At 58.8% G+C, this 24,518-nt stretch carries 22 protein-coding genes and 1 tRNA gene; 18 read left to right on the top strand and 5 right to left on the bottom strand.

Annotation, left to right across the window (positions count from 1 at the left end; translation table 11 throughout):
* Positions 1-41 precede the first annotated feature (41 nt).
* The 9 genes from ACR0J5_RS04705 to ACR0J5_RS04745 all read left to right on the top strand — a co-directional run bounded on the left by ACR0J5_RS04705 (position 42) and on the right by ACR0J5_RS04745 (position 9,291).
* A complete protein-coding gene (locus ACR0J5_RS04705) occupies positions 42-1,076 on the top strand; it encodes a cysteine synthase A (RefSeq protein ID WP_480650894.1) in 1,035 nt (344 codons plus the stop codon).
* Positions 1,076-3,499 carry a DUF3772 domain-containing protein gene (locus ACR0J5_RS04710; protein WP_480650896.1) on the top strand — a complete coding sequence of 808 codons (2,424 nt, stop codon included), beginning with the start codon at positions 1,076-1,078 and terminating at the stop codon, positions 3,497-3,499. Before ACR0J5_RS04705 ends, ACR0J5_RS04710 begins: the two co-directional genes overlap by 1 nt.
* Positions 3,500-3,589: 90 nt before the next feature.
* A tRNA-Ser gene (locus ACR0J5_RS04715) sits at positions 3,590-3,679 on the top strand.
* A 337-nt stretch (positions 3,680-4,016) separates the two neighbouring features.
* Positions 4,017-4,988 carry a glycosyltransferase family 2 protein gene (locus ACR0J5_RS04720; protein ID WP_480651437.1) on the top strand — a complete coding sequence of 324 codons (972 nt, stop codon included), beginning with the start codon at positions 4,017-4,019 and terminating at the stop codon, positions 4,986-4,988.
* Positions 4,985-5,371 carry a GtrA family protein gene (locus tag ACR0J5_RS04725; RefSeq protein WP_480650898.1) on the top strand — a complete coding sequence of 129 codons (387 nt, stop codon included), beginning with the start codon at positions 4,985-4,987 and terminating at the stop codon, positions 5,369-5,371. The genes ACR0J5_RS04720 and ACR0J5_RS04725 overlap by 4 nt, the downstream gene beginning before the upstream one ends.
* 9 nt (positions 5,372-5,380) lie before the next feature.
* Complete coding sequence (locus ACR0J5_RS04730) at positions 5,381-6,124, top strand: methyltransferase domain-containing protein (protein ID WP_480650900.1); 744 nt, start codon at positions 5,381-5,383, stop codon at positions 6,122-6,124.
* On the top strand, positions 6,124-7,533 hold the full coding sequence (locus ACR0J5_RS04735; RefSeq protein WP_480650902.1) for a hypothetical protein: 1,410 nt from the start codon (positions 6,124-6,126) through the stop codon (positions 7,531-7,533). The genes ACR0J5_RS04730 and ACR0J5_RS04735 overlap by 1 nt, the downstream gene beginning before the upstream one ends.
* A gap of 123 nt (positions 7,534-7,656) precedes the next feature.
* Positions 7,657-8,268 carry a YrbL family protein gene (locus tag ACR0J5_RS04740; protein WP_480650904.1) on the top strand — a complete coding sequence of 204 codons (612 nt, stop codon included), beginning with the start codon at positions 7,657-7,659 and terminating at the stop codon, positions 8,266-8,268.
* A gap of 156 nt (positions 8,269-8,424) precedes the next feature.
* Entirely contained in the window at positions 8,425-9,291 is an 867-nt protein-coding gene (locus ACR0J5_RS04745) for an urea carboxylase-associated family protein (RefSeq protein ID WP_480650906.1), read from the top strand.
* On the opposite strand, the gene argE is transcribed toward ACR0J5_RS04745, so the two are convergent.
* Positions 9,288-10,445 carry an acetylornithine deacetylase gene (argE, locus tag ACR0J5_RS04750; protein WP_480650908.1) on the bottom strand — a complete coding sequence of 386 codons (1,158 nt, stop codon included), beginning with the start codon at positions 10,443-10,445 and terminating at the stop codon, positions 9,288-9,290. The two genes, ACR0J5_RS04745 and argE, sit on opposite strands and share 4 nt — an antisense overlap.
* Complete coding sequence (locus ACR0J5_RS04755) at positions 10,442-11,626, bottom strand: M24 family metallopeptidase (protein WP_480650910.1); 1,185 nt, start codon at positions 11,624-11,626, stop codon at positions 10,442-10,444. Before ACR0J5_RS04755 ends, argE begins: the two co-directional genes overlap by 4 nt.
* 85 nt (positions 11,627-11,711) lie before the next feature.
* On the opposite strand from ACR0J5_RS04755, the gene ACR0J5_RS04760 reads away from it, so the two are divergent.
* The 9 genes from ACR0J5_RS04760 (at position 11,712) to ACR0J5_RS04800 (ending at position 21,939) form a co-directional block, all read left to right on the top strand.
* Positions 11,712-12,755, top strand: a complete 1,044-nt coding sequence (locus ACR0J5_RS04760) for a pyridoxal-phosphate dependent enzyme (RefSeq protein ID WP_480650912.1) — start codon at positions 11,712-11,714, stop codon at positions 12,753-12,755.
* Positions 12,752-13,897 (top strand): M24 family metallopeptidase, encoded by a 1,146-nt coding sequence (locus tag ACR0J5_RS04765; RefSeq protein ID WP_480650914.1) that lies wholly within the window; start codon positions 12,752-12,754, stop codon positions 13,895-13,897. The genes ACR0J5_RS04760 and ACR0J5_RS04765 overlap by 4 nt, the downstream gene beginning before the upstream one ends.
* The gene (locus ACR0J5_RS04770; RefSeq protein WP_480650916.1) at positions 13,894-14,601 is read left to right on the top strand and encodes a maleate cis-trans isomerase family protein; all 708 of its coding nucleotides are present in this window, start codon (positions 13,894-13,896) and stop codon (positions 14,599-14,601) included. Before ACR0J5_RS04765 ends, ACR0J5_RS04770 begins: the two co-directional genes overlap by 4 nt.
* A 149-nt stretch (positions 14,602-14,750) precedes the next feature.
* Positions 14,751-15,842 (top strand): ABC transporter ATP-binding protein, encoded by a 1,092-nt coding sequence (locus ACR0J5_RS04775; protein ID WP_480650918.1) that lies wholly within the window; start codon positions 14,751-14,753, stop codon positions 15,840-15,842.
* A 110-nt stretch (positions 15,843-15,952) separates the two neighbouring features.
* Complete coding sequence (locus ACR0J5_RS04780; RefSeq protein WP_480650920.1) at positions 15,953-17,044, top strand: extracellular solute-binding protein; 1,092 nt, start codon at positions 15,953-15,955, stop codon at positions 17,042-17,044.
* A 66-nt stretch (positions 17,045-17,110) separates the two neighbouring features.
* Positions 17,111-18,382 (top strand): ABC transporter permease, encoded by a 1,272-nt coding sequence (locus ACR0J5_RS04785; RefSeq protein ID WP_480650922.1) that lies wholly within the window; start codon positions 17,111-17,113, stop codon positions 18,380-18,382.
* Positions 18,383-18,387: 5 nt separating this feature from the next.
* Positions 18,388-19,599 (top strand): ABC transporter permease, encoded by a 1,212-nt coding sequence (locus ACR0J5_RS04790; RefSeq protein ID WP_480650924.1) that lies wholly within the window; start codon positions 18,388-18,390, stop codon positions 19,597-19,599.
* A gap of 162 nt (positions 19,600-19,761) precedes the next feature.
* Positions 19,762-20,982: an aminopeptidase P family protein gene (locus ACR0J5_RS04795; RefSeq protein ID WP_480650926.1), complete on the top strand. Its 1,221-nt coding sequence runs from the start codon at positions 19,762-19,764 to the stop codon at positions 20,980-20,982.
* 117 nt (positions 20,983-21,099) lie between these two features.
* Positions 21,100-21,939: a glycosyltransferase family 25 protein gene (locus tag ACR0J5_RS04800; RefSeq protein ID WP_480650928.1), complete on the top strand. Its 840-nt coding sequence runs from the start codon at positions 21,100-21,102 to the stop codon at positions 21,937-21,939.
* A gap of 14 nt (positions 21,940-21,953) precedes the next feature.
* On the opposite strand, the gene ACR0J5_RS04805 is transcribed toward ACR0J5_RS04800, so the two are convergent.
* The 3 genes from ACR0J5_RS04805 to ACR0J5_RS04815 all read right to left on the bottom strand — a co-directional run bounded on the left by ACR0J5_RS04805 (position 21,954) and on the right by ACR0J5_RS04815 (position 24,517).
* The gene (locus ACR0J5_RS04805) at positions 21,954-22,568 is read right to left on the bottom strand and encodes a TetR/AcrR family transcriptional regulator (protein ID WP_480650930.1); all 615 of its coding nucleotides are present in this window, start codon (positions 22,566-22,568) and stop codon (positions 21,954-21,956) included.
* Positions 22,569-22,647: 79 nt separating this feature from the next.
* Complete coding sequence (gene ppk2, locus ACR0J5_RS04810; protein ID WP_480650932.1) at positions 22,648-23,517, bottom strand: polyphosphate kinase 2; 870 nt, start codon at positions 23,515-23,517, stop codon at positions 22,648-22,650.
* 49 nt (positions 23,518-23,566) lie between these two features.
* On the bottom strand, positions 23,567-24,517 hold the full coding sequence (locus tag ACR0J5_RS04815) for an alpha/beta fold hydrolase (protein WP_480650934.1): 951 nt from the start codon (positions 24,515-24,517) through the stop codon (positions 23,567-23,569).
* Between the last annotated feature and the right edge of the window lies 1 nt (position 24,518).

Genomic DNA, 24,518 nt, shown 5'->3' on the forward strand with positions numbered 1-24,518 from the left:
ATCTGTACATCTTCGATGATACGAAATGAAATGAGGGTGCCATGCGCATTGCACGAGACCTTGCCGACGCAGTCGGGAAAACGCCGCTGATCCGTTTGAAACGCATTAGCGAGGAAACCGGGTGTGAGATCCTTGGCAAGGCCGAGTTCATGAATCCTGGCCAATCGGTCAAGGATCGCGCGGCGCTCTATATCATTCGTGATGCGGTTGCGCGGGGCGAATTGAAACCGGGTGGCACCATTGTGGAAGGCACCGCAGGCAACACCGGTATCGGTCTTGCGCTGGTCGGGGCCTCGATGGGGTTCAAAACCGTGATCGTGATCCCGGAAACGCAGTCCGAAGAAAAAAAGGACATGCTGCGTTTGGCGGGGGCCCAGCTGGTGCAGGTTCCGGCGGCACCCTATCGCAACCCCAACAACTTTGTGCATTATTCGCGCCGTCTGGCCGAAGAACTGGCGCAGACCGAGCCCAACGGCGCGATCTGGGCGAACCAGTTCGACAACGTTGCCAACCGCCAATCGCATGTGGAAACCACCGGCCCCGAGATCTGGGAACAGACCGGCGGCAAAGTGGATGGGTTTGTCTGTGCCGTGGGCTCGGGCGGGACGTTGGCCGGTGTGGCCGACGCGCTTCAGCCCAAAGGAGTCAAAATCGGTCTGGTCGATCCGATGGGCGCAGGGCTCTATTCCTATTACACCACTGGTGAAATCGCGATGGAGGGCAGCTCGATCGCCGAGGGCATCGGGCAGGTTCGGATCACCAAGAACCTCGACGGGTTCAAGCCCGACTTCTCGTACCAGATGACCGATAACGAGGCGCTGCCTTATATCTTTGATCTGCTGCGCGAAGAGGGGTTGGTCATGGGTGGCTCGACCGCGATCAACATGGCCGGTGCGGTGCGTCTGGCCAAGGATCTTGGGCCCGGCCATACCATCGTGACGATTCTGTGCGACTATGGCACGCGCTATCAGTCCAAACTATTCAACCCTGAGTTCTTGCGGGAAAAAGAGTTGCCCGTTCCGGATTGGATGACCGAGGCCCCCCGCAGCATTCCGGGCGTGTTCGAGGATATCTGATGCTGCGGCCGGTCCGCCTGTGTCTTGCGTTTTTACTGCTGTGCTGCGCCTTGTTGGGTGGCCCCGCGGCCGCCGAGCTGACGGATCGTCAAAGCGAGTACTATCAGAATTGGCTGGACACGGCGAGCCGGGCCGAAACCGATATCGCAGAAGATCGGACATCGAACGCCGCGCTTGAAAACCTGCGGGCCGAGATTTTCGACTACCGCGAGGATTTCAACACCGCCCGAGGCGCCAATACTGACCGCATCCAGACGCTGGAGGCGCAGATCAAAGCGCTGGGGCCCGCACCCGAGGGGGACGCGTCAGAGCCCGAAGAGATCGCCAAGCTGCGCGAGCATCTCGAAGATCAACTGACCAGCCTGCAGGTCCCCCGGATCATCTCGGAAGAGGCGTTCAGCCGCGCAAATGGACTGATCAGCGAGATCGATCAGTTGCTGCGGGACAGGCAAACCAAAGAACTGCTGGAGCGCGGCGTTTCCCCGCTGAACCCGGTCTATTGGGGCCCGGCCTGGACAGATATCGTCGAGGCGCTGCGGGGATTGGTCAATGAATCGGCGTTTAATCTGAAATCCAACATCGTCCAAACCCGCCTGAGCGAGCGCGGCCTGGGCATTCTGTTTCTGGTCGCTGCGGCGGGAATCCTGCTGTATTACGGGCGCTTCTGGTCCGAGCGGGCAGGGGAATACCTGCGCAATTTCGGGGGACGGGGCAGTGGGGTCTGGTCCTTTCTGGTGTCGCTGTTGCGTATTGCTTTGCCCTGGTTTGGGGTCTGGCTATTGGTTCAGGCAATCACCATGACCAGCCTGCTTGGATTGCGCGGCACACTGATCATTCAAAACGTGCCATTTTGGGCGGCTTTGATCTTTTACTACGACTGGATAGGGCGTCAGCTCTACGTCACGCAAGCGGCGCAAAGCTTTGCCCGCCTGTCGCGCAAGACTGTGACTGAACTGCGGGTCTATCTGGATATTCTGGCGGTTCTTCTGATCCTCTATGAGTTCGGGCTGCTCTTTGACCAGATCGAGAATATCTCGGACGCCACTCGTGCGGTCATCAGCTTTCCAGTGGTGGTGGCCACGGCGTTGATCTTGTTGCGCATACGCCGGATCAGAACCACTCAGCCTCAGGACGGTGATGCAGAGGTCAGCGAACCCGCACGCAGCGCGGGTTTGTCACAGGTGGTGGATTTCCTGCGTAAGGCGCTGTTCCTGCTGGGTATCGCAAGCCCCATCCTTGCCGCTGTGGGATACACAAACGCAGCCGAAGCGATTGTCTTTCCGGCCGTCAAAACACTGGTTCTGTTTGCCGCGCTGGCGATTTTCCACCGGTTCCTGACGTCGGTTTATGGCTGGATTAGCGGTCAGGGCGACGGCGCACGGGATTCGCTTTTCGCTGTGTTGGCGGGCTTTGTTATTGCCATCATGACTTTGCCGGTCATCGCCCTCTATTGGGGCGCGCGTGAAACGGACCTGCTTGAGCTTTGGTCGCGCCTGTTGATCGGGTTTGACATTGGCGGGGTGACGATTTCGCCCAGGAATTTCTTTACCTTCATTGTGGTCTTTGCAATCGGCTACGGGCTGACGCGGCTGCTGCAAAGCGGGCTCAGGACCTCATTGCTGCCAAAGACCAGCATTGATCCGGGCGGTCAGAACGCGATTGCGGCAGGCACCGGCTATGTGGGGGTTTTCCTGGCTGCGCTGGTGGCCATCATGATTGCAGGTTTCGACCTGTCGTCACTGGCCATCGTTGCCGGCGCTTTGTCGGTTGGTATCGGGTTTGGCCTGCAAACCATTGTGTCCAACTTTGTCTCGGGGATCATCTTGCTTGTTGAACGGCCGATCTCAAAAGGCGATTGGATCGATGTGAACGGGATGATGGGCTATGTGCGCGACATCTCGGTGCGGTCGACACGGATTGAGACGTTTGACCGTACGGATGTGATCGTCCCCAATTCGGACCTGATCAGCGGTGTGGTGACAAACTACACGCGCGGCAACACGATTGGCCGCGTCATTGTACCGGTTGGCGTGGCTTATGGGACCGATACGCGGTTGATTGAAAAGATACTGGGTGAGATCGCCAATGCGCACCCCATGGTTCTGGCCAACCCCGCGCCCAGCGTCGTGTTCAAGGGGTTCGGTGCGGATTCGCTGGATTTCGAGATTCGCGCCATTTTGCGGGATGTGAACTGGGTTCTGTCCGTGACCTCGGACATGAACCACGAGATCAACCGCCGTTTCGTCGAAGAAGGCATCGAGATTCCCTTTGCCCAGCGCGATGTCTGGCTGCGCAATCCTCAGGCGTTGCAGACGCAGCCCGGTGGAAAACCGCCCAAGCCCGAGGTGGCAGAAACGCCGCGGACGCAACCAGTTGAGATGACTGAGACTGATCTGTCGGGTGGCGATGGGGACGAGGTCTGACCCCACGTTCAACCTGTCTGAGACTGGTTGAATTTTCGCGATAATCGCCCCTTGCAAATTCCCCGGCGATGGTCCAAGTATCGCGCCCACGGAGAGGTGGCCGAGTGGTCGAAGGCGCACGCCTGGAAAGTGTGTAGGCGGGAAACCGTCTCCAGGGTTCGAATCCCTGTCTCTCCGCCATTCCCCCAGCTTAAGTACTGTCTGACGCGAAACCCGGTCTGGTGTTTTGGGCTGCTGCGCACCTGATCAATGCCCTAGTAAGGGCGCATTGCTGCCATATCGTTCAGGTAACGTCCGGCCGTTCTTCAGCTGCCTACTGGGATCGCAAAGCTACCCGCAGGAATGTGTCGCACCGGTAACGACCCTTCGATTTCTTGCGCCAGCCAATTCGCGAAACCGGCGTGTTGGGGTAACAAGGGCCGTAAGTAAAAGTGGAACAAAAACCATGAGCAGCCAGTTCCGGACACGTGCGGGCGCGTCGCCCAAAGTCGGACACAGAACCACGGTCGGAGGTACAATGCTATTGTCCGTTGTCGTTCCATGTATGAACGAAGAAGCCTCGATCCCGATGCTGGTCGATCGTCTGGTCGCCGCAACGCAGGCGTGGCAGGGCGAGGCCGAGATCGTGCTGGTCGATGATGGCTCGACCGATGGAACGTGGAACGAGATTTGCAAACAGTGCCAACAGCATTCAGCAATCCGCGGGTTGAAGCTGTCGATGAACCGCGGCCATCAGGTTGCTTTGACGGCCGGGCTTATGGCTGCAAAGGGCAAGCGGATATTCATGCTGGACGCCGACCTTCAGGACCCGCCCGAATTGCTGTCTGACATGATGGCGATGATGGATCGCGGCTATGATGTGGTCTATGGGCGGCGCAGTGAGCGCAAGGGCGAAAGCTGGTTCAAAAAGGTGACGGCGCACGGGTTCTACCGCGTGCTCAACCGGTTGTCAGATGTTCCTATTCCGAACGACACGGGTGACTTCCGGCTGGTCAGCAGGCGGGCTTTGGATGCGGTTCTGCAAATGCCCGAACGCGCGCGTTTTATCCGGGGGATGTTCGCCTGGGCAGGCTTCCGGCAGATCGGTATCGAGTATGTTCGCGACCCGCGCGTCGCCGGTGAAACCAAGTACCCGATGTCCAAGATGATCCGGTTCGCCTTTGACGCCCTGGCGAGCTTTTCGATCAAACCGCTGCAAATCGCGACACGGTTGGCGTTTCTGACCCTGTTTGTTGCTGTTCTGATGGCGATCTATGTGTTCGGCTCGTTGATTTTGTACAGTACCGTCGCAGGTTGGGCTTCGACCGTATTGGTGATCAGCTTTTTCTCAGGCATTCAGTTGCTGACGCTTGGTATCATCGGCGAATACCTTGGACGTCTTTATGTCGAGGCCAAAGGTCGCCCTCTGTACTTTGTCGATGAAGAGGCGGGGCAGGAGATTGAATCCGTAGGCGAAGCGAATATAGAACGCATCGCTGGGAACCGATGAGCGAACACCGCCGCATATTCCGCTTTGCAGTCGTCGGAACCGGAGTGGCCGCCTACTATATGGTGGTCTACCTGGGGCTGCTTTACCTGCTTGGCTCTCCTTGGATTGCCAATCTACTGGCTTTTGGGTCCGCGATCCTGATCCAGTATGTTGCCCAAACCGCCTGGACATTCGGCAAGCCTCTTGCAGCCCCGGCGCAGTTCGGTCGTTTTCTGTGCATGATCGGTGTGGGCCTGATCGTGTCCTCGGCACTGACCGGGATCATAGGGCCGCGCCTTGGCGTGTCTGAGACTATCTCGGCCGCATCCGTCGTCGTGGTCTTACCTGTACTGAACTTTATGATCCTGCGCTTGTGGGTCTACCGTGAGCAAAATTCAATCTAGAGAACCGTTATGACGCATGTTTATTCTAATGAATTCTTTGACTATATCGACCAAGGTGCACGGCGCTCGGCCAACCGTTTGATCGACTGCTTGCAGACTTGGATCAAACCGGAAAGCGTTGTTGATTTCGGGTGCGGGCGCGGTGTCTGGTTGTCTGAATGGACGGCGGCGGGTTGTGCCGATATTGCGGGGATAGATGGCGACTATGTGGACCGCGACCGCCTAGCCATCCCGCCCGAGGCATTTTTTGGCAAGGATCTTGTGCAACCGATAGATCTGGGGCGCCGCTTCGATCTGGCCCAATCTCTGGAAGTTGGCGAGCACTTGCCAAATGAGGCGTCAATCAGTCTGGTGCAAAGCCTGACAACACATTCCGATCTTGTCCTGTTCTCGGCAGCCGTGCCGGGTCAGGGCGGCGAATTTCACATCAATGAGCAACCACTGGCATTCTGGCAGGGGCTGTTCGAGGGTCACGGGTATGCGGCCTATGATTGTCTGCGCCCGGTCCTGTTCAGTGAAACCAGTATTGAGCCTTGGTATCGTTATAATTCGGTGCTGTACGCCAAATCAGAGGGAGCAGCCAAACTGCCGCCCGAGGTCCTCAAGACCAAGGTTGAGGCCCCCTTGAAAGAGGCCGGGTCGTTCAGCTGGAAACTGCGCAAGCAGATTGTGCGCCATCTGCCAGTCAAGACAGTAACGGCCATCGCACAGGCCCGTGCTGCGATCATCGCCCGGTCTTACGAGGGTAAGTGATGACCGCTCAACCTTTGGGGCGCGAGTTGCTGCGCCTTTCAATCCTGTGCTTTTCGGCCCTTATTTTGGTTTATTTGCCGCTGATTGAGGATCCTTTTGTCCGGCATGACGATTTCGCGGCGCTGTTGGGGACACATGAGGCCGCTTGGCAAAAAGCCTTGGATGAGGGGCGTTGGCTGAACTATTGGTGGCAATTCCGCCCTGTCTTTCTTTCCGCATCGTCGAACTTTCTTCTGTACCTAGCTGGTCAGTCGATTTTTGCGGCTGCAACAGCGCTGGCGATGCTCGATCGTGAGACGGGCGGATGGTACAAGGGGTTTTTAGCCTTATTCGTGGCGCTTTCGATCCCCGCCAGCCTGATCAGTTACTGGTTCAATACGATGCTGCCGGGGGCGTGGGTGATCGCTTTCTTTGCGATGGCCGTTGTCTTTCTGTCTCATCGTGCGGCCCTTATGCTTTTAGTCGTAGCTGTGCCGCTGTCCTTTATGGCCTACACGACCTATCCTTTCCTTTTGCTGTCTCTGGTGTTGCTGTCTCGAAAAGCGCCGAAAACCTGGCAGAGTGTGCTTTTGACCTTAATCGTCTTCATGTGCGCGCTCGCGCTTGGGGTCTTGGCGGTGTATTCCTTGAACTACATTCATCACGGCGTTTTTGGTATTCCCGTAGCCTCATGGCGCGAACCGACCGAAGTGCAGAGCTGGACGGATCTGCTGTCCAATCTGGATAAGCAAAAGGAATACTTGCAGACGATGTTCCTGCAGATGGGTGGGGGGGTTACCGCTCTGGGCTGGTGCATCCCTGTCTTGTATCTGGTGTTTTGGGGGGGCTTGTTTTTCCTCAACCGATTTTCTGCGATCACCGTTCTTGTGGCGGTAGCCGTAGGATTGGCGCCGTTGTTGGAAAAAGCGCTGATGTCCGGCCTGCAGGTGCCGCTGAGAACGCTTGGCTGGGTATGGCTATTGCTAGGGTACTGCCTTGTGTCCGTAGTAGTGGAATTATCCAGAACGCGGGGGAAGATTTTTCAGGCTACACGGGTTGTGAGCGTCTGTTTTCTTGTGTTCCAGTTTCTGGCACTTGCGACCTTTCCCTATGGATTTCTGCCTCTCTGGCAGGTTACGACAAAGGAAATGGCCGAGGCCGTTCCGGCGAATACGCAAACGGTCTATGTCTATGGGGATTACAAGAAAATCCCCGGTGCTCGGCAGGCAGCCATTCAGGACGTCCGGGGATTGCGCGCACGGCTGGAGTATTTAACGGGTGCAACTGTTGTTGTGTGTGACGATGCTCCTGAAGACTGTGCAGAGCTTGCACCGCCGTTCGATCCAGAGGACCGGGTTGCTGATGCGGTGGTGGCTGCTGATGGAGCGGAGGTTTTCATTCTGCTCTCCATCGCTAAAGAGGCGCTTTGACAAAGCCGTGAGCCTTTTGCAGATGCTTAGCCCGGTTGGAAAAACGTCAATTGTGTTGAATGTGATAAGCTCTTATGAAGAGGGCTGTCTGGCGCGCGCGTCATTTGGACAGGACCATCAAATATGATTGACCTGAATGGGCTTTCTCCTTTGCGTGAAAGCCGCAACTACAAGATTTTCCAGCACCCCGATATCGCCGGGGCCTTGTTGAAGGTTCGCGTGGATGAGCCTGAGCGGTCTCGTCGGATTCCGCGCTATTCTGAATGGCGGTATGGTCGGCTGCGGCAATGGCAGCGTGAGGCAAATGAGTATCTGGCTGCGCTGAACCGGGGATGTCCCGAAATTGAGCGTCTGGCGCGGTTCATGGGGTATGCGCGCACCTCCGAAGGGCCCGCGCTTGTCGTGGAAAAGCTCACCGGGCCAGATGGGCAACTTGCCCCCACGGTTCAGAAAGAATTTGAAACTCTGCAGAACGACCGGGCAGGGCGGCAAAAGCTGCATGATGAATTCATGGAACTGCTGGACGATCTGGAAAGGGGTCAGATCATCGTGGGCGATATGGGCACATTGAATATCGTTCGCGCGCAGGAAAGGGGCGGGAAGCTGGTCATTATTGATGGCCTGGGCGAACGCGTGATGTTTCCGCTGACGCTGTTCAGCAAGCGGGCCTTTCGCCATTCGATTCAGCGCCGTCGTCGGCGTATGGCCGGTTCCTTTGGGTTGGACAGGGCGTAACACGGCGCTTTGGGGCCAGCCATGATCCTGCCCGCCGTGCTTTGGGTGACGGGCTGGTGCCCTTGGCCTCAGTCTCCTGAGTTACGCAGCGAAGAGGTCATGGCGCGCCGGTTTGGAATACGCTAAGCCTATGACAATACAAGGGGGAGAGCGCTGATGAAACTGGAGAAACCGAACTTTGCGGCGCCGGACGATGCTAAGGATCGCAAGGCTATCCCTCCGGTCATCTGCTATCCGCCGGACACGCTGCAACAACCCGATCTGACCGCCTTGGCCAAGCTGCGGGCCGGGGCAAAGAAAACCGCCGAGGCTGTGGCAGCCCCCCGTGACGCCACATGTATCGATGTTCCTGCCGGCGCGTTTGTTCGGGTTTTGTCGGTCGATGGCCCTCAGGTCGGGGACCTGAACATGTGGAACAGGCACGACCTGACAGAGCGTTTTTATTCCGGCAAAACCCGTGCGCTGCATGGCACGCATTTGTCGACTGGGGACCGGATGTGGTCCAGCTTTCCCAATATGCGCCCGATGGCGACGGTGGTGGATGATACGCTGGATTGGTACGGGTTCGATGCCTATGGCGGCTCGGTCCATGATGTGATCGGCACGCGCTGCGATCCTTATACGGGGCGGCTTTTGTCCGGGGATGATTACCACTATTGCTGCCATTCGAACCTGACCCGGGCCTTGTCGGGCCATTGCGATTTGCCACTGCACGAGGCCGAGATGTTGGTGCATGATGTGCTGAACGTCTTTATGTGCACCGGGTTCACCCGTGACACCGGGCAGTATTTCATGAAGGCCAGCCCGGTGCGCCCAGGCGATTACCTTGAGTTCTATGCCGAGATTGATCTGATCGTGGGCCTGTCCGCCTGTCCGGGTGGCGATTGCTCGTCCGAGCATTCCTCGGACACGGCCGCCTGTTACCCGCTGGTGATGGAGGTTTATGATCCGGTTGAGGACGCCCGCGCCGCCCATATGCAGCCCGTGCGGTCCGCCTATGACCGGACGCATGGGACAGGCTAGGCGATCAGGCGACGACCCAACCGGTCCAGCATCCGGCAGCACAGATCAAGCTGCTCGACCTCAACATATTCGTCCGCTTTATGCGCCTGAGTGATCGATCCCGGGCCGCAGACAATCGCATGAACGCCCAGTTGCTGAAACAGCCCCGCCTCAGTGGCAAAAGCCACGGTGCCGGTGCCATTGGCGCCGGTCAGTTCAGCCACCAGTTCACGTGCGGCGTTTTCCTCCATGGGTTCCAACCCTTCGACCTCGGCAATAGCCTCTTGGGTGATGCTGGCCTCGGGGTGTACGGCGTGCATTTCAGGCAACAACGTGTGCCGGACGTAATCCGACAGGGTTTTGCGAACCAGATCGGCATCGCTGGACTGAACCGGGCGCATTTCCCAGGCCACTTCGGCCTTGCTGGCAATGACGTTATGGGCGACGCCGCCTGAGATGCGGCCGACATTGATGGTGGTCCAGGGCGGCTCAAACAGGCTGTCCTGCGGCGCGCGCGATTTCAGGATATGACGCAGCTCAAGCAGTTTGCCGATATAGCGCGCGGCATATTCGGCCGCGTTGACACCGTCGTCGGGGGCCGAGCTGTGTCCTTCGAGCCCGACAAAGCTGGTGGTGTATTCAAAGCAGCCTTTGTGCCCCTCGACCACGCGCATTTCGGTTGGCTCTCCGATGATGGCGATGTCGGGTACGATGCCGCGGTCTGACAGATCGGCCACAAGGGTCTGCGCGCCCAGGCATCCGACCTCTTCATCATAGGTGAAGGCAAAGTGCAGCGGTTGCTTTAGGGTACGGGGATCCAGCGTTTCGGCAAAGGCGAGGGCGGCGGCGATGAAGCCCTTCATGTCACAGGTGCCGCGCCCATAAAGCCGGCCCTCTCGCTCAACCATCTCAAATGGATCGGTGGTCCAGTCCTGATCGGCCACCGGCACCACGTCCGTGTGACCGGATAGCAGAACACCGCCCGGCATCTCGGGGCCCAGTGTGGCAAAGACATTGGCTTTTTTGCCGGACGCATCGCGGGTTTCGATACAGCGCGCGCCCAGTGCTTGAAGGCGGTCGGAAAGATAGCGGATGATCTCAAGATTGCTGTCGGCCGAGACCGTTTCAAATGCGATCAAATCCGCAAGAATGTCTTTGGTTCTGGTCAAACTCATGGTTTCACAAACAGTTTTCTGGGCCGGTCGCAAAAACAGGTCGCGGGTCCGGTGTCAGTGATCAGGATGGACTCGGTGATTTCAAGCCCCCAATCGTCCATCCAGAGGCCGGGCATGAAGTGAAAGGTCATGCCGGGTTCCAGAACGGTTTCATCTTCGGGGCGCAGGGATATGGTGCGTTCCCCCCAATCCGGGGGATAGCTTAGGCCAACAGGATAGCCACAGCGCGCGCCGCGTTCGATCCCTGCACGTTCCAGCGGGGCGGCCAGAGCTTGCGCAATGTCCCGCGCCTGATTACCCGCGCAGGCGGCATCGAGCCCTGCCTCAAGCCCTTCGACCAACGCGGCCTCGGCCCGTAGCAAGTGGTCCGGGGGCTGCCCCAGAAAGATCGAACGGCAGAGCGGCGCGTGATAGCGGCGATAGCAGCCTGACAGCTCAAAGAACGTGCATTCCCCGGATTTGAAGGGCGCACCGTCCCATGTCAGATGCGGGGCGGCGGCATCGGCACCCGAGGGCAGCAGTGGAACGATGGCCGCGTAATCCCCCCAGTCGTCACCCACGCCGGAAATCGCATCGTGGTAAATCTGGGCTACCAGTTCATTCTTGCGCAGCCCCGGTTCGATCCGCTCCAGCACGCCATCGACCAGCTTTTCTGAAATCCGCGCGGCCTTTTGCATCAGGGCGATTTCCTCGCCCGACTTTACGGCGCGTTGCCGGTTGACCAGCGCATTGGCATCGACCAGCCGGGCCTCGGGTAACTCGGATGTAAGGGTCAGATGCGCCTTGGCCGAGTAATAATAGTTGTCCAGCTCGACGCCGATGCGGGCTTTGGTCAGGCCGCAGTCGCGGATCAATTCCGCAAGGTCCTGCATCGGATGGCGAATGGTCGATTGCACATAGTGGTCGGCATAACCCCGAATGCGATCATCGGGCATCCAGACCGTCCGGCGCGCGCCGTTGGCATCTTGTTTCCTGCCCCACCAGATCGGGTCCTGATCCTGCAAAACCAGAACGCCTTGGTGGACGTAGAACGACCAGCCTTCATACCCCGTCAGCCACGCCATGTTCGAAGGATCCTCGACAAACAGCGCATCCAGTCCAGCCGCGGCCATGGCTGCACGTGTTTTCGCCAACCGGCGGTCGTATTCCGCCTGACTGAAGGCCGGGTTGGTATGGGCCATCGGGTGCTCCTGCGGTGAGTGAGTTTCGTTGACAGAACTTCACGAATCCGGTCACGTCAATGGGCAACATAGGAAAGACGCTCAGTTGAAAATCACATCGAATCCGTATCGCGCAGGTCAGAAACTGATTGAGGATGCCCCGTACCCGTCCACCAATGTCGCACGGGCATCCGACGTGATCGCCCGTTGCCTGTCGGACGAGGAAACGCCACTGCGCGATGTGGCCGGGCTGGCCGATGTCGAAAACCTGTGGGTCAAGGATGAACGGGGGCGTATGGGGCTGGGCTCGTTCAAGGCGCTGGGGGCCGCCTATGTGATCGCGCGCCATGCGGTTGACCTGAGCGAAACACCTGATGCCACGACCTTACAGGGGCGGACATATGTGACCGCCAGCGCCGGCAATCATGGCCTCAGCGTCGCCTCGGGCGCGCGCAGGTTCGGCGCCGATGCGGTGGTCTATATCGCTGACACCGTGCCCGAAAGCTTTGCAGATCGGCTGCGCGAGCAGGGGGCAAGGGTCGCGCGCGAAGGGGTGGACTATGCCGCCAGTATGGAGGCCGCCAGTAAGGCCGCCGAGGATAACGGTTGGATACTCCTGTCGGACAGTTCGTGGGAGGGGTACTATGATCTGCCCTACACGCTGATGGAGGGGTATTTGCAGATGGCCTCTGAGGCCGTGCACCAATGCCCGCAGGTTCCGACCCATGTCATGTTGCAGGCCGGAGTGGGCGGAATGGCCTGCGCCGTTGCGGCCTATGTCCGAACGGCTTGGGGCGACGCGCCGCAGATCGTCGTGGTTGAGCCGGAGGCCGCCCCGGCGTTGCAGGCCAGTATTGAGGCTGGTGCCTGCGTCTTTGCCGACGGCCCCGACAGTGTGATGGGGCGGCTGGACTGCAAAGAGCCTTCGCTGATCGCCCTGAATGGTCTGGCGCGGGATGCCGATGCGTTTCTGACCTTGTCCGATACGCAGGTGACCGCGCAGCTTCCGGCCATGGCCAAGGCGGGTATGGCAACTACAGCGTCAGGCGGGGCAGGGGTTGCCGCCGTTATGACGGAAGATGCGCGCGAGGCCCTCGGCATCTGCCCCGACGCGCGTGTGTTGTGCTTCCTGTCGGAGATCGCGGAATGAGGGGGTTTGAAGCCTCCGAATTTCACGCGCGGACAGCACGCGCGCAGGAGAGGATGGCGCAGGCCGGTCTTTCCGCCTTACTGCTGACCACAGAGCCAGAGGTCCGGTATTTCACCGGGTATCTGACCAGATTTTGGGAAAGCCCCACGCGGCCCTGGTTTCTGATTGTTCCTGCGTCGGGCAAGCCGATTGCTGTGATCCCGTCGATAGGTGCCGCGTTGATGGCGCAGACCTGGGTTGACGACATCCGCACCTGGAGCGCCCCGGACCTGTCAGATGACGGGATCAGTCTGCTGGCCGAAACTCTGCGTGAAATCTGCCCGTCTGGGGAAGTGATCGGGGTGCCGGACGGGCATGAAAGCTATGTCCGCATGCCCTTGGCGGATCTGCAGCGGCTTCAAAATATGCTCGGCGACAGAAGTCTGGGCAGCGATGGCGGGATTTTACGTGCGCTTCGCATGGTGAAATCGCCCGCCGAGATTACCAAGATCGAAACCGCCTGTACGATTGCCAACCGGGCGTTTGACCGCGTGCCCGAAATCGCGCAACCCGGTGTCGCGCTGGATGAGGTCTTCCGCAGGTTCCAAATGCTGTGTCTTGAGGAGGGCGCCGATTGGGTGCCGTATCTGGCCGGCGGGGCCGAGCAGGGTGGGTATACCGACGTGATCTCACCCGCACGGTCGGATGCGCTGCGGTCGGGCGATGTGTTGATGCTGGATACGGGCCTCGTGTGGGACGGCTATTTCTGCGATTTTGATCGCAATTGGTCGGTTGGATCGGCCTCATCGCTGGTGCGCGATGCCTATGCGGCCCTGATCGACGCCTCGGATGCGGCGTTTGAGGTGGCGCGACCCGGCGCGACCGCAGCGGACTTGTTCCACGCCATGAACGCGGTCCTGTCACGCGTTGCAGGCGATACGGGGGCCGGTCGGTTGGGGCATGGTCTGGGCATGTCCTTGACTGAATGGCCGTCTTTGATCCCAACCGATCACACGGTTTTGGAACCGGGGATGGTGTTGACACTGGAACCCGGTATTGCCGTGGGCGACAAAATCCTGGTCCACGAAGAGAACATTGTCATCACAGAAGCCGAACCCCGTTTTCTCAGTGCCCGTGTCGGGCCGGAGTTGCCGCAGATATGAGTTATTTGCCCTATACGCTTGATCCAGACGACCCCAAGGCCACGCCAATGGGGCTGATCGTTTTGCAGACCGATGAGACGATCGAATCCGAATTCAACGCCCATTTCACGGATGACCCCGCGCCGGTTTATGTGTCGCGTATCCCAAGCGGGGCTGAGGTCACCACCGACACGCTGGCCCAAATGGAAAACGCATTGCCTGCGGCAGCAGACCTTTTGCCCAAGGCACGGCCTTACAACGTGGTCGGTTATGGCTGTACCTCGGCCAGTTCCGTGATCGGGTCCAAGCGGGTGGAGCAATTGGTGCAACAGACCTGCAATGTGGCCCATGTGACAAACCCATTGCGGGCGGCCTCGGCTTGTGCGGCGGAATTGGGTGTTTCCCGTTTTGCTCTGCTGTCACCTTACATCGAGGATGTGAACGAACCCCTGCGCCGCGCATTTGCGGAAAACGGGGTGTTCATGGATGTCTTCGGCTCATTCGGAGAGGCCGAGGAATCCAAGGTTGTACGTATCTCGCGGCAATCCGTCGTCGATGCCGCGTTGAAATTGGGCGCAGATACATCGGTTGAAGCTGTTTTCATAAGCTGCACAAATCTAAGAACTTTTGATGCGATCCCCGAGGTTCAGGCCCAACTTAAAAAGCCGGTTTTGTCCAGTAATCAAAGCCTTGCGTGGCATATGCGGGCCCTGAATTCTGCTTAACGGTGCAGCAGACCTTCGGGAATTTGAGCAAAAACTGTCATATTTTGGTTGCACGTCACCTGCCGCTTGTCCTTAAATGTGGACAATAGGTCTGCCAGATCCGGATAAACCGGGCAAATAGCGGGCCGCACAGGGAGCCAAGTCGGTATATGTCCAATGACGCAGCGTTCGTCGAATTTCAACGTGTGCAAAAATCCTATGATGGTGAAATACTCGTTGTAAAAGATCTCAATCTCTCAATGCCAAAGGGCGAGTTTCTGACGATGCTCGGCCCGTCAGGGTCGGGTAAGACTACCTGTCTTATGATGCTGGCCGGGTTCGAAACCGCCACGCATGGCGAGATCATGTTGGACGGGCGACCGATCAACAACATTCCGCCGCATAAGCGTGGGATCGGGATGGTATTCCAGAACTATGCCCTTTTTCCGCATATGACCGTGGCCGAAAACCTTGCGTTTCCGCTGGAAGTTCGCAAAATCGGCAAGGATGAACGCGAGGCCAAGGTCAAACGCGCCCTTGACATGGTGCAGATGGGCGCCTTTGGCAGCCGCCGCCCGGCGCAATTGTCGGGTGGTCAGCAGCAACGGATCGCACTGGCTCGCGCGCTTGTGTTCGAACCCGAGCTGGTCCTGATGGACGAACCGCTGGGCGCGCTGGACAAACAGCTGCGCGAACATATGCAGTTCGAAATCACCCGTCTGGCCCATGAGCTGGGGATCACCACGGTCTACGTCACGCACGACCAGACCGAGGCCCTGACCATGTCGGATCGGGTCGCGGTCTTTGACGATGGTCGCATTCAGCAGCTGGCCCCGCCGGACCTGTTGTACGAAGAGCCGGAAAACAGTTTTGTTGCCCAATTCATTGGCGAAAACAACACACTGGAAGGCGTTCTTAAGTCGATCGACGGGGACTCGTGTGTGGTGGCGTTGGACGATGGGTCGGAAATCGACGCCAAGCCGGTGAACGTACATACGCCGGGGGAGCGGACAAAGGTGTCGATCCGCCCGGAACGGGTGGAGTTCAACAAAGACCGTCTGCACGAGGATGCGCATACGCTGAAGGCGACGGTCAAGGAATTCATCTACATGGGTGACGTGTTCCGTTTCCGTGTGTCTGTGGCCGGGAACGATGATTTCATCATCAAGACACGGAATGCGCCTGACGCAGTCAAACTGCATCCGGGGGAAGAGGTCGAAATAGGCTGGCTTGCCCATGATTGTCGGGCGCTGGACGCCTGACACAGGAATTCCCGCGCAATCCGCCCGGATGCGCGGCGCTCACGGTCATCGGGAGACCCCGTGCCCCAATGATCAAAAGTAAATTTAACGGGTATAACAGGGAGTTAACAATGAAAGTTACCAAAACCACTCTGCTGGCAAGTGCAGTTGCCGCAGTCGCTGGCGGTGCAATGGCCGAAGAGATGACCATCGTCTCGTGGGGCGGTGCCTATTCCAAATCGCAGCTCAAGGCGTATCACGAGCCCTATTCGGAAAAGACCGGCGTTACGATTCTGAACGATGACAGTTCGGCCGAGGCGGTTGCCAAGCTGCGCGCAATGAACGAAGCGGGCAACATCACCTGGGATGTGGTGGATGTTGTTGCGGCGGATGCGATCCGCCTGTGCGACGAAGGTCTGGCGATGGAAATCGACTTTGACTCGCAGCTTGCGGCCGCACCGGATGGCACGCCCGCGTCCGAGGACTTTGGCGATCTGCTGGTCAGTGACTGCTTTATCCCGCAGATCGTGTATTCGACCACCTTCGGCTATCGCACCGATCTGGTGGGCGACAACCCTCCCACCGAGATTTGCGCGGTGTTCGATCTGGAAAACTATCCGGGCAAGCGTTCGCTGGAAAAGCGTCCGATCAACAACATGGAATGGGCGCTGCTGTGCGACGGCGTAGCCAAGGACGACGTTTATGACGTGCTGGCGACCCCGGAAGGGCAGGATCAGGCGCTGGCCAAGCTGGATACCATCAAGGACAGCGTTGTCTGGTGGTCCGCCGGTGCCGACACGCCGCAGTTGCTTGCCGATGGCGAGGTCATCATGGGGTCGACCTATAACGGCCGTTTGTTCAGCGTGATCGAAGAGCAGAAGCAGCCCGTTGCCATGCTGTGGGACGCGCAGGTGTTCGATCTGGACGGTTGGATCATCCCCGCCGGTCTGAGCGAAGAGCGTCAGCAGCGCGCGCTGGACTACATCATGTTCGCGACCGACACCCAACGTCTGGCGGATCAGGCCAAGTACATCTCTTACGGTCCGGCCCGTGCATCTTCGGCCCCGCTGGTGGGGCAGCACGCTGACCTGGGCATCGACATGGCACCGCACATGCCGACCGATCCGGAAAACGCCAAGAACACGTTCCTGTACAACTACGAGTTCTGGGCCGACTACCGTGACGATATCGACGCCAAATTCCAGGCGTGGCTGGCACAATAAGCCTGTCTTACTCGATTGGTTGGGGCCTGCGCGGGCCCCAACCCACCAAAAGACCAAGGGACGCAGATGACTGACGCAACTCAATCCGGTCCGATGCTGGCTGCCGATGGCACGCCTCTGAAGAAATCTCTGGCACGGTCTCTGCGCCGCCGCAAATTGCGGGCTTTGGCCCTGATTGCGCCGCTGCTTTTGTTCGTTCTGCTATCCTTTGTAATCCCGATTGTGTCGATGCTGTTCCGCTCGGTTGAAAACAGCATTGTCGAAAATACTCTGCCGCTGACGGTGGTCGAACTGCGAAATTGGGACGCTGAAAGCGGTGACTTACCCGGGGAAGAAGTATACGCCGCCTTCACCAAGGACATGATTGCGGCGATTGATGCGAAAACGCACACGCGTCTGGGCTCGCGCCTGAACTATGAACAAACTGGCATGTCGTCGATGTTCCGCCGGTCGGGCCGCCAGATCAAAAAGATCGACCCTGAGACCGACGCGCCGTTCAAAGACAAGCTGATTGAGATTCACGATGGCTGGGGGGATGTCGACACCTGGCGCACGATCAAGACCCATGCGGTTCCCATCACCAATGGCTATTTCCTGAACGCCGTCGACATGCGCCGAACGCCCGAGGGTGCGCAGGCGCAGCCCGAAGACAAACAAATCCTGATCAAGCTGTTTGGCCGCACCTTGATGATGTCGTTGATCATTACGGGGGCCTGTATCCTGCTGGCCTATCCGGTGTCATACATCTTGGCGACCCTGCCGATGCGGGTGTCGAACCTGCTGATGATCCTTGTGTTGTTGCCGTTCTGGACGTCGCTGCTGGTGCGAACCTCGGCGTGGAAGGTGATGTTGCAGCAGCAGGGGGTGATCAACGAAACGCTCGTTTGGCTTGGCTTAGTGGCCGATGACGCCCGATTGGTGATTATCAACAACCAATTCGGCACGATCATCGCGATGACGCATATCCTGCTGCCGTTCATGATCCTGCCGATGTATTCGGTGATGCAGACGATACCTGAATCCTATACGCGCGCTGCAAAATCCATGGGCGCGACGAACTGGACGACCTTCTGGCGCATCTACTTCCCGCAATCCATTCCGGGCATCGGCGCGGGGTCGATCCTCGTGTTCATTCTCGCCATCGGCTATTACATCACGCCCGAGATCGTAGGCGGTACCAAGGGTGTCTTTATCTCGAACCGGATTGCCTACCACATCTCGTCCTCGCTGAACTGGGGCTTGGCGGCGGCCTTGGGGACGATCCTGCTGGCTGTCGTTCTGTTGCTTTACTGGTGTTACGACAAGATCGTGGGCATCGATAACGTGAAACTGGGATAAAGATCATGGCAGCACTTACACCTATATCCCGCAAACCACTGTCGGTTGTCCTGCCCGCTGTGGCCATTGCCGGAGGGTTCGTTGGCATGTTCGTCGGCGCCGGGCAGGGCAGTGTCCTGTTGGGCATCGTGATCGGGGCCGTCCTGATGGCAGGTCTGGCCTGGGTTTACATGAACGTGTTGGATAACGAGCGTGTGGCCCGGTGGATCACGATTCTCGGAATAGGTGGGCTTGGTCTGCTGTTTGCTGGCATGACGGGGCTGATCGTGGGCCTGCTGGTGGGGTGGTTCTTCGCCTTCTTTATCTTTTGGCTGTACGAAGGGCGCTATCGGCGGAAACTGCTGCCGTATATGACCGGCGGGCAGGTGCTTTGGCACTATACGTTCCGGGTGATTTGCGGTGCGATCTTCGTGTTCCTGATCACACCGATCCTTGTGGTTCTGCCGCTGTCCTTCAATGCGCAGGATTTCTTTACCTTCACGCCCGAAATGCTGCGGCTGGACCCCGAGGGGTATTCGCTAAAGCATTACCGCGATTTCTTCACCAACAATGAATGGCAGCGCAGCTTCAAGAACTCGCTGATCATTGCGCCGATTGCGACGATCATCTCAGTGTCGCTGGGGACGTTGGCCGCCATTGGCCTGAGCCAGAGTCACGTGCCCGGCAAACGGGCGATCATGGGTATCCTGATCTCGCCCATGATCGTGCCACTGATCATCTCGGCTACCGGCATGTTCTTTTTCTACAGCGATATCGGGCGTTTCCTTGAGGGTACGCTGGGCATGGACAAGAACTTTGTGGGCTATGTGAAGGTCATCCTTGCGCATGCGGTTCTGGGTATTCCTTTCGTGATCATCACGGTGACGGCGACCTTGGTCGGCTTTGACCAATCACTGACCCGCGCGGCGGCGAATATGGGGGCAGGGCCGGTGCGGACCTTCTTCAAGATCCAGATGCCGCTGATCCTGCCGGGCGTGATCTCGGGCGGCTTGTTCGCCTTCATCACCTCGTTTGACGAGGTGGTCGTGGTTCTGTTCGTCGGCTCGGCCAGCCAGAAAACGCTGCCGTGGCAGATGTTCACCGGTCTGCGCGAACAGATCAGCCCGACCATTCTGGCGGTGGCGACGATCCTTGTGGTGATCTCAATCGCTCTGCTGACCACGGTTGAATTGCTGCGCCGCCGGTCCGAGCGTCTGCGGGGCCTTTCCCCCGCTTGACGCACGCCGCGGCGTGATTTAGCCCTATCCCTGTGTAGCCCGGTCACGATGGCGTCGTGACGGTCAAACGGGCGCATGGCTCTCGGTTCCCGAGGCCGCTTGTCCTGAACGCCGGGACTTGTGGCCGGGCACCCATCGTCCGGCATTGCAGGAGAGAGCATGATGACAGACCTGACCAACCGCCCCGAGTTCTTCACCAGCCACAATGGCGAAAAGGCCCCGTTGCCGTTCAGCAAGGCTGAATATCAACGCCGCCTGTCGGGCCTGCGCGCCTTGATGGCGGCGCGGGATATTCCGGCGGTGTTGCTGACCTCGATGCACAATATCGCCTATTACTCGGGCTTTTTGTATTGCGCCTTTGGCCGTCCCTATGGCTGTGTGGTCACGCAGGACGCCTGCACCACGGTGTCGGCGAATATCGATGCGGGTCAGCCGTGGCGGCGTTCGGTCGAGGAGAACGTGATCTACACCGACTGGAAGCGTGACAATTACTGGCGTGCCGTGGCCAGCCTGATCGGTGGCGCGAAACGGATCGGGATTGAGGGCGATCATCTGACGCTGGCAATGCGCAACACGGCGCTGGCGATGCTGGGTCAGCCGGAACTGGTGGATGTGGCCGCTGATACGATGGCCGCCCGCATGGTGAAATCGGCAGAAGAGATCGAGCTGATCAAGGGCGGTGCCCGCACCGCAGATGTGGGCGGGGCCGCCATCCACGCCGCGATCCGCGAAGGCGCGACCGAGATCGAGATCGCCATAGCCGGGCGCGACGCGATGGAGGTCGCGATTACGCGCGCCTACCCGGATGCCGAATATCGCGACACCTGGGTCTGGTTCCAGTCGGGTCTGAACACCGATGGCGCGCATAACCCGGTGACCAAACGGGCGTTGCAAAAGGGCGATATTCTGTCGCTGAACACCTTCCCGATGATCTCGGGCTATTACACCGCGCTGGAACGGACCCTGTTTCTGGGCGAGCCTGACGCGGACAGCCTGCGCATCTGGAAGGCCAACGTGGCCGCGCATGAACTGGGGCTGAGCCTGATCAAACCCGGCGCGACCTGTTCGGGCATCACGGCCGAAATCAACCGGTTCTTTGCCGATGAAGGGCTGCTGCAATATCGGTCCTTCGGCTATGGTCACTCATTCGGTGTCCTCAGCCATTACTATGGCCGCGAGGCCGGGCTGGAACTGCGCGAGGACATCGACACGGTGTTGGAGCCGGGCATGGTCGTCTCAATCGAGCCGATGCTGTGGATTCCCGAGGGCCAGCCCGGCGCCGGTGGTTATCGTGAGCATGACATTCTGGTGGTCGAAGAAAACGGCGCCGAGAACATCACCGGCTTTCCCTACGGGCCAGAGCACAACACAATCAGCGCATGATCTGGCAAGCGGGAATGGGTGTCCTTTCCCGCCGTCCTTCGGCCCGTTGTTTAGGGCGGGGTTGATTGTCCGGTTCAGCGACGTGTATCTGGCGTAAGCACTGGAAAAGGACAAACCGTGGGACATTTCGAACTGCCGCCGGGAACGGGTGCCTATTTTATCAACCTTGACCGTGTGCCTCAACGGGCCGCGTTCATGGATGATCAATTCGCCCATGCCGGTCTGGCGGGCGCGCAACGGTTCAGTGCAACCGATGGTCAGAAACCCGGCGGATTGGATGGCAACCGCTATGTCGCCGGAACCGGCAGCCGCTGGGGCCTGACGCAAAGCGAGATCGCCTGTTTCGAAAGCCACCGTGCCATTTGGCGAATGGTTATTGAGCAAGAGCTGCAAGCCGTCGCGATCTTTGAAGATGACGTTGAGTTTTCTGCGCAGGCTGGGGGTGTGATTGCGGCGCTGCTGAGTGGGGCAGACGGATTCGATCTGATCAAGCTGGACTATTCCCCGCGCCCGATGCGGTTCGGACCCTTGCAGCATATGGCCGATATACCGGTCCGGCCCATGTTGGAAATGGCCCCAAGCTCAGCCGCGTATATCGTGACGCAGGCGGCGTGCCGCAAATTACTGTCGTGGTCTGAGGTGTATTCTGACCATCTGGACGACTTTATCTCTTACCCCCGCCCGGATTGGCAGATGTACCAGTGTTTCCCGGCGATTGGGGTGCAGATGATGTGGTCCAAACAGCAAGAGGCGGCCGAGGCGGTTAAAGTCAGCGAACGTTCGCAGGATCAAAAGACCAATAGCGGGCTGGACAAGGGGCCCTTGTGGTTCCGCATCCGTCGGGAATTGCAGGCCACACGGCGCAAACTGTATTGGCGCACTGGCGGGCAAAGCCGGTTGTTGGCCAATGGCGGTTTTGCGGGGTTTATCCCCTGCGCGGATGACCTGAACGTTTGAACCGCTGGCCGCAGTCACTCATCCTGCGGCACCAGCCCTAAACCGCGCAAATAGATGCCAATTCCCGTCTCCAGCAAATCTTCGGGCGGGAAGGGGGAACTGGCGCCGGTATTGCGCGCGAACAGTTCGACAACTCCGTGGCTCATGGCCCAGATATGCGCGCTGAACATCGAAGCGGGTGGGCGTTTTTCAGGCGGGATGTGCTGAGACAGGTCCGATGCCGCCTTTTCAAGAACGGCCTTGGCCCGGTTCGCCGCCAGTGCCAGTTCAGGCGTGCGGTTCACGGAAATCCCGCTTTCGAACATCGCGATATAGTGGCCGGGATGTTTGCGGGCAAAAGCTAGATAGGCGCGGCCCGTCGCCTCAAACGCGGCGAGCGCTGAAGGCTGGCCCTTGTCATAGGCGTATTGCATCAGGTCGGCGAACATCTCAAACCCCTGACGCGCGGCCTCGGCAATCAGATCTTCGCGCCCTTGATAATGCCGGTAAACCGCCGCAGGCGTGACCCCGGCGGTTTTGGCAGCCTCAGACAGGGTAAAGCCGGTTGGGCCTTTTTCTTCGATCAAGGACAGCGCGGCCTCGATCAGCGCCTGTTTCAGGTTTCCGTGGTGATACCCGCGTTTTGTCATCCCTGTGTCAGGCGTCCTTGTTGCTTAAGGGGTCGGAATACCAGACATAATCCTCCATCGGCGTTTCGTCCACCGTCGCTCATGCGTCCCAGATTTCCGGCCCGCCGCAGATTTTGTCATCAATCGCGCCAATCGCGTCTTCGTCTTTTTCAGCATAGTCCAGCGTATGCAAAACGGTGCGAATGGCCGCCAAACGCGCCCGTTTCTTGTCGTCTGACCGTACAATTGTCCACGGACAATGCTCTGAATGGCTGCGGGTCAGGGTTTCTGAAATCGATTGGCTGTATTCATCCCACTTGTCCAATCCGGCAACGTCAATCGGGCTGAGTTTCCATTGCTTTAGCGGGTCCGTCTCACGCGCCAGAAAGCGGTTCAGTTGCTCGGCGCGCCCGACATTCAGCCAGAATTTGAACAGGGTGATCCCGTCGTTGACCAGCCCGGTTTCCAGCGGCATGACCTGCCGGAAAAAGCGTTCGCGTTCCTCCGCTGTACAAAACCCGAAAACGTTTTCCACGACCCCGCGATTGTACCAGCTGCGGTCGAAGAACACGATTTCACCTGCCGAGGGCAGGTGCTGAATGTAGCGCTGGAAATACCATTGGCTGCGTTCCGTATCCGACGGTTTGCTGAGCGCCACGTTGCGCGCGCCGCGCGGGTTCAGGTTTTCGCGAAACCGCTTGATCGTGCCGCCCTTGCCAGCCGCATCGCGTCCTTCAAAGATCAGTGCGAGGCGTTGATCGGTGTCTTTGATCCACGACTGCATCTTGACCAGTTCGATCTGCAGTTGCTCCATTTCCTTTTCATACTCCTTGCGTTTCATACGCTCGTCATAGGGGTATGAGGGGTTCAGGATGTCGCCCTTGTCAGATTTCTCGATCGCCTCCCGGACATCTTTCGGAGCCTTCTTTTCGAAATAGTTCTGAATTGAGCCTTTGGGGGACCGGGCCATGCGTCACCTCGCCATAAAATCCATATCCTACTATGGATTAGCGGCGGGCTTAACGCAAACCTGCACGTTGTGCGGCGCGGTCTATTGCTGCGGCAACCTCAGGGGCGGCGACGACCTGCGGCATGTGGCCAATGCCGGGCAGCTCGATCAGTTCAGCCCCCGGGATATCGTCGATCAGGCGGTGCGAATGCCATTCAAGACCGACGGTGTCATCGGCGGTGCCGTGCACGATCTCGGTCGGGACGGCAATCTCACCATACCGGGATTGCAGGGCGCGTACCTCTTCCAGAAGGTTGGCGCGTTGTTTGCCGTTGGCATGCATGGAACCGCGCCGGATGGTCAGGCCGGTGCCAAAGTGATCGGCATAGCCTTCGGGCGCGGTTTGGGGGGCAAACACCTTGTCCAGGGCCTTTTCAACGTACCACTCAGGAACAAATGCGGTGATCAGGGGCAGGACGATTGCGTTCCCGACCGAGGTTGCGGCCATTTGGTTGAACCCATCCAGCGGGGTTTCCCACGGTATCGCCGCCGGGGCGATCAGGACCAACCCCGAGATGTTTTCCGGCCGCGTCACCGCCCACGCAAGCGAGACCGACCCGCCATAGCTCTGGCCAGCGACGATGGGCTTTTCAGCACCCAGCTGAGCAGCGACCTTTTGCAGGATGTCGGCCTGTTCTTCGATTGTCTCTCCATCGGGGTTGAAGCTGTCACTATAGCCCAGCCCGGGACGGTCGAACACGATCACCCGGTAGCTCTCGGCAAGGATCGGAGCCAGGGCAAAGGTCATGTCACGCGTGTTGCCGCTGGAGCCATGGATCAGAACAACGTCGGGACCTTCGCCCATGACAACTGCGTGTACGCTGATACCATCAACATCGACGATCTGCCCTTCGGGGGGAAAGGTAGCTTCAGCCCGGGCTTCGTTGCGAGAGGCGCGCCAGACAGCGACGACCCATAGCAAAAGCAGCAGGGTCAAGAGGATGAGACCAAAGCGCAGCATG

The organism is Ruegeria sp. BE1 (genome assembly GCF_056538885.1).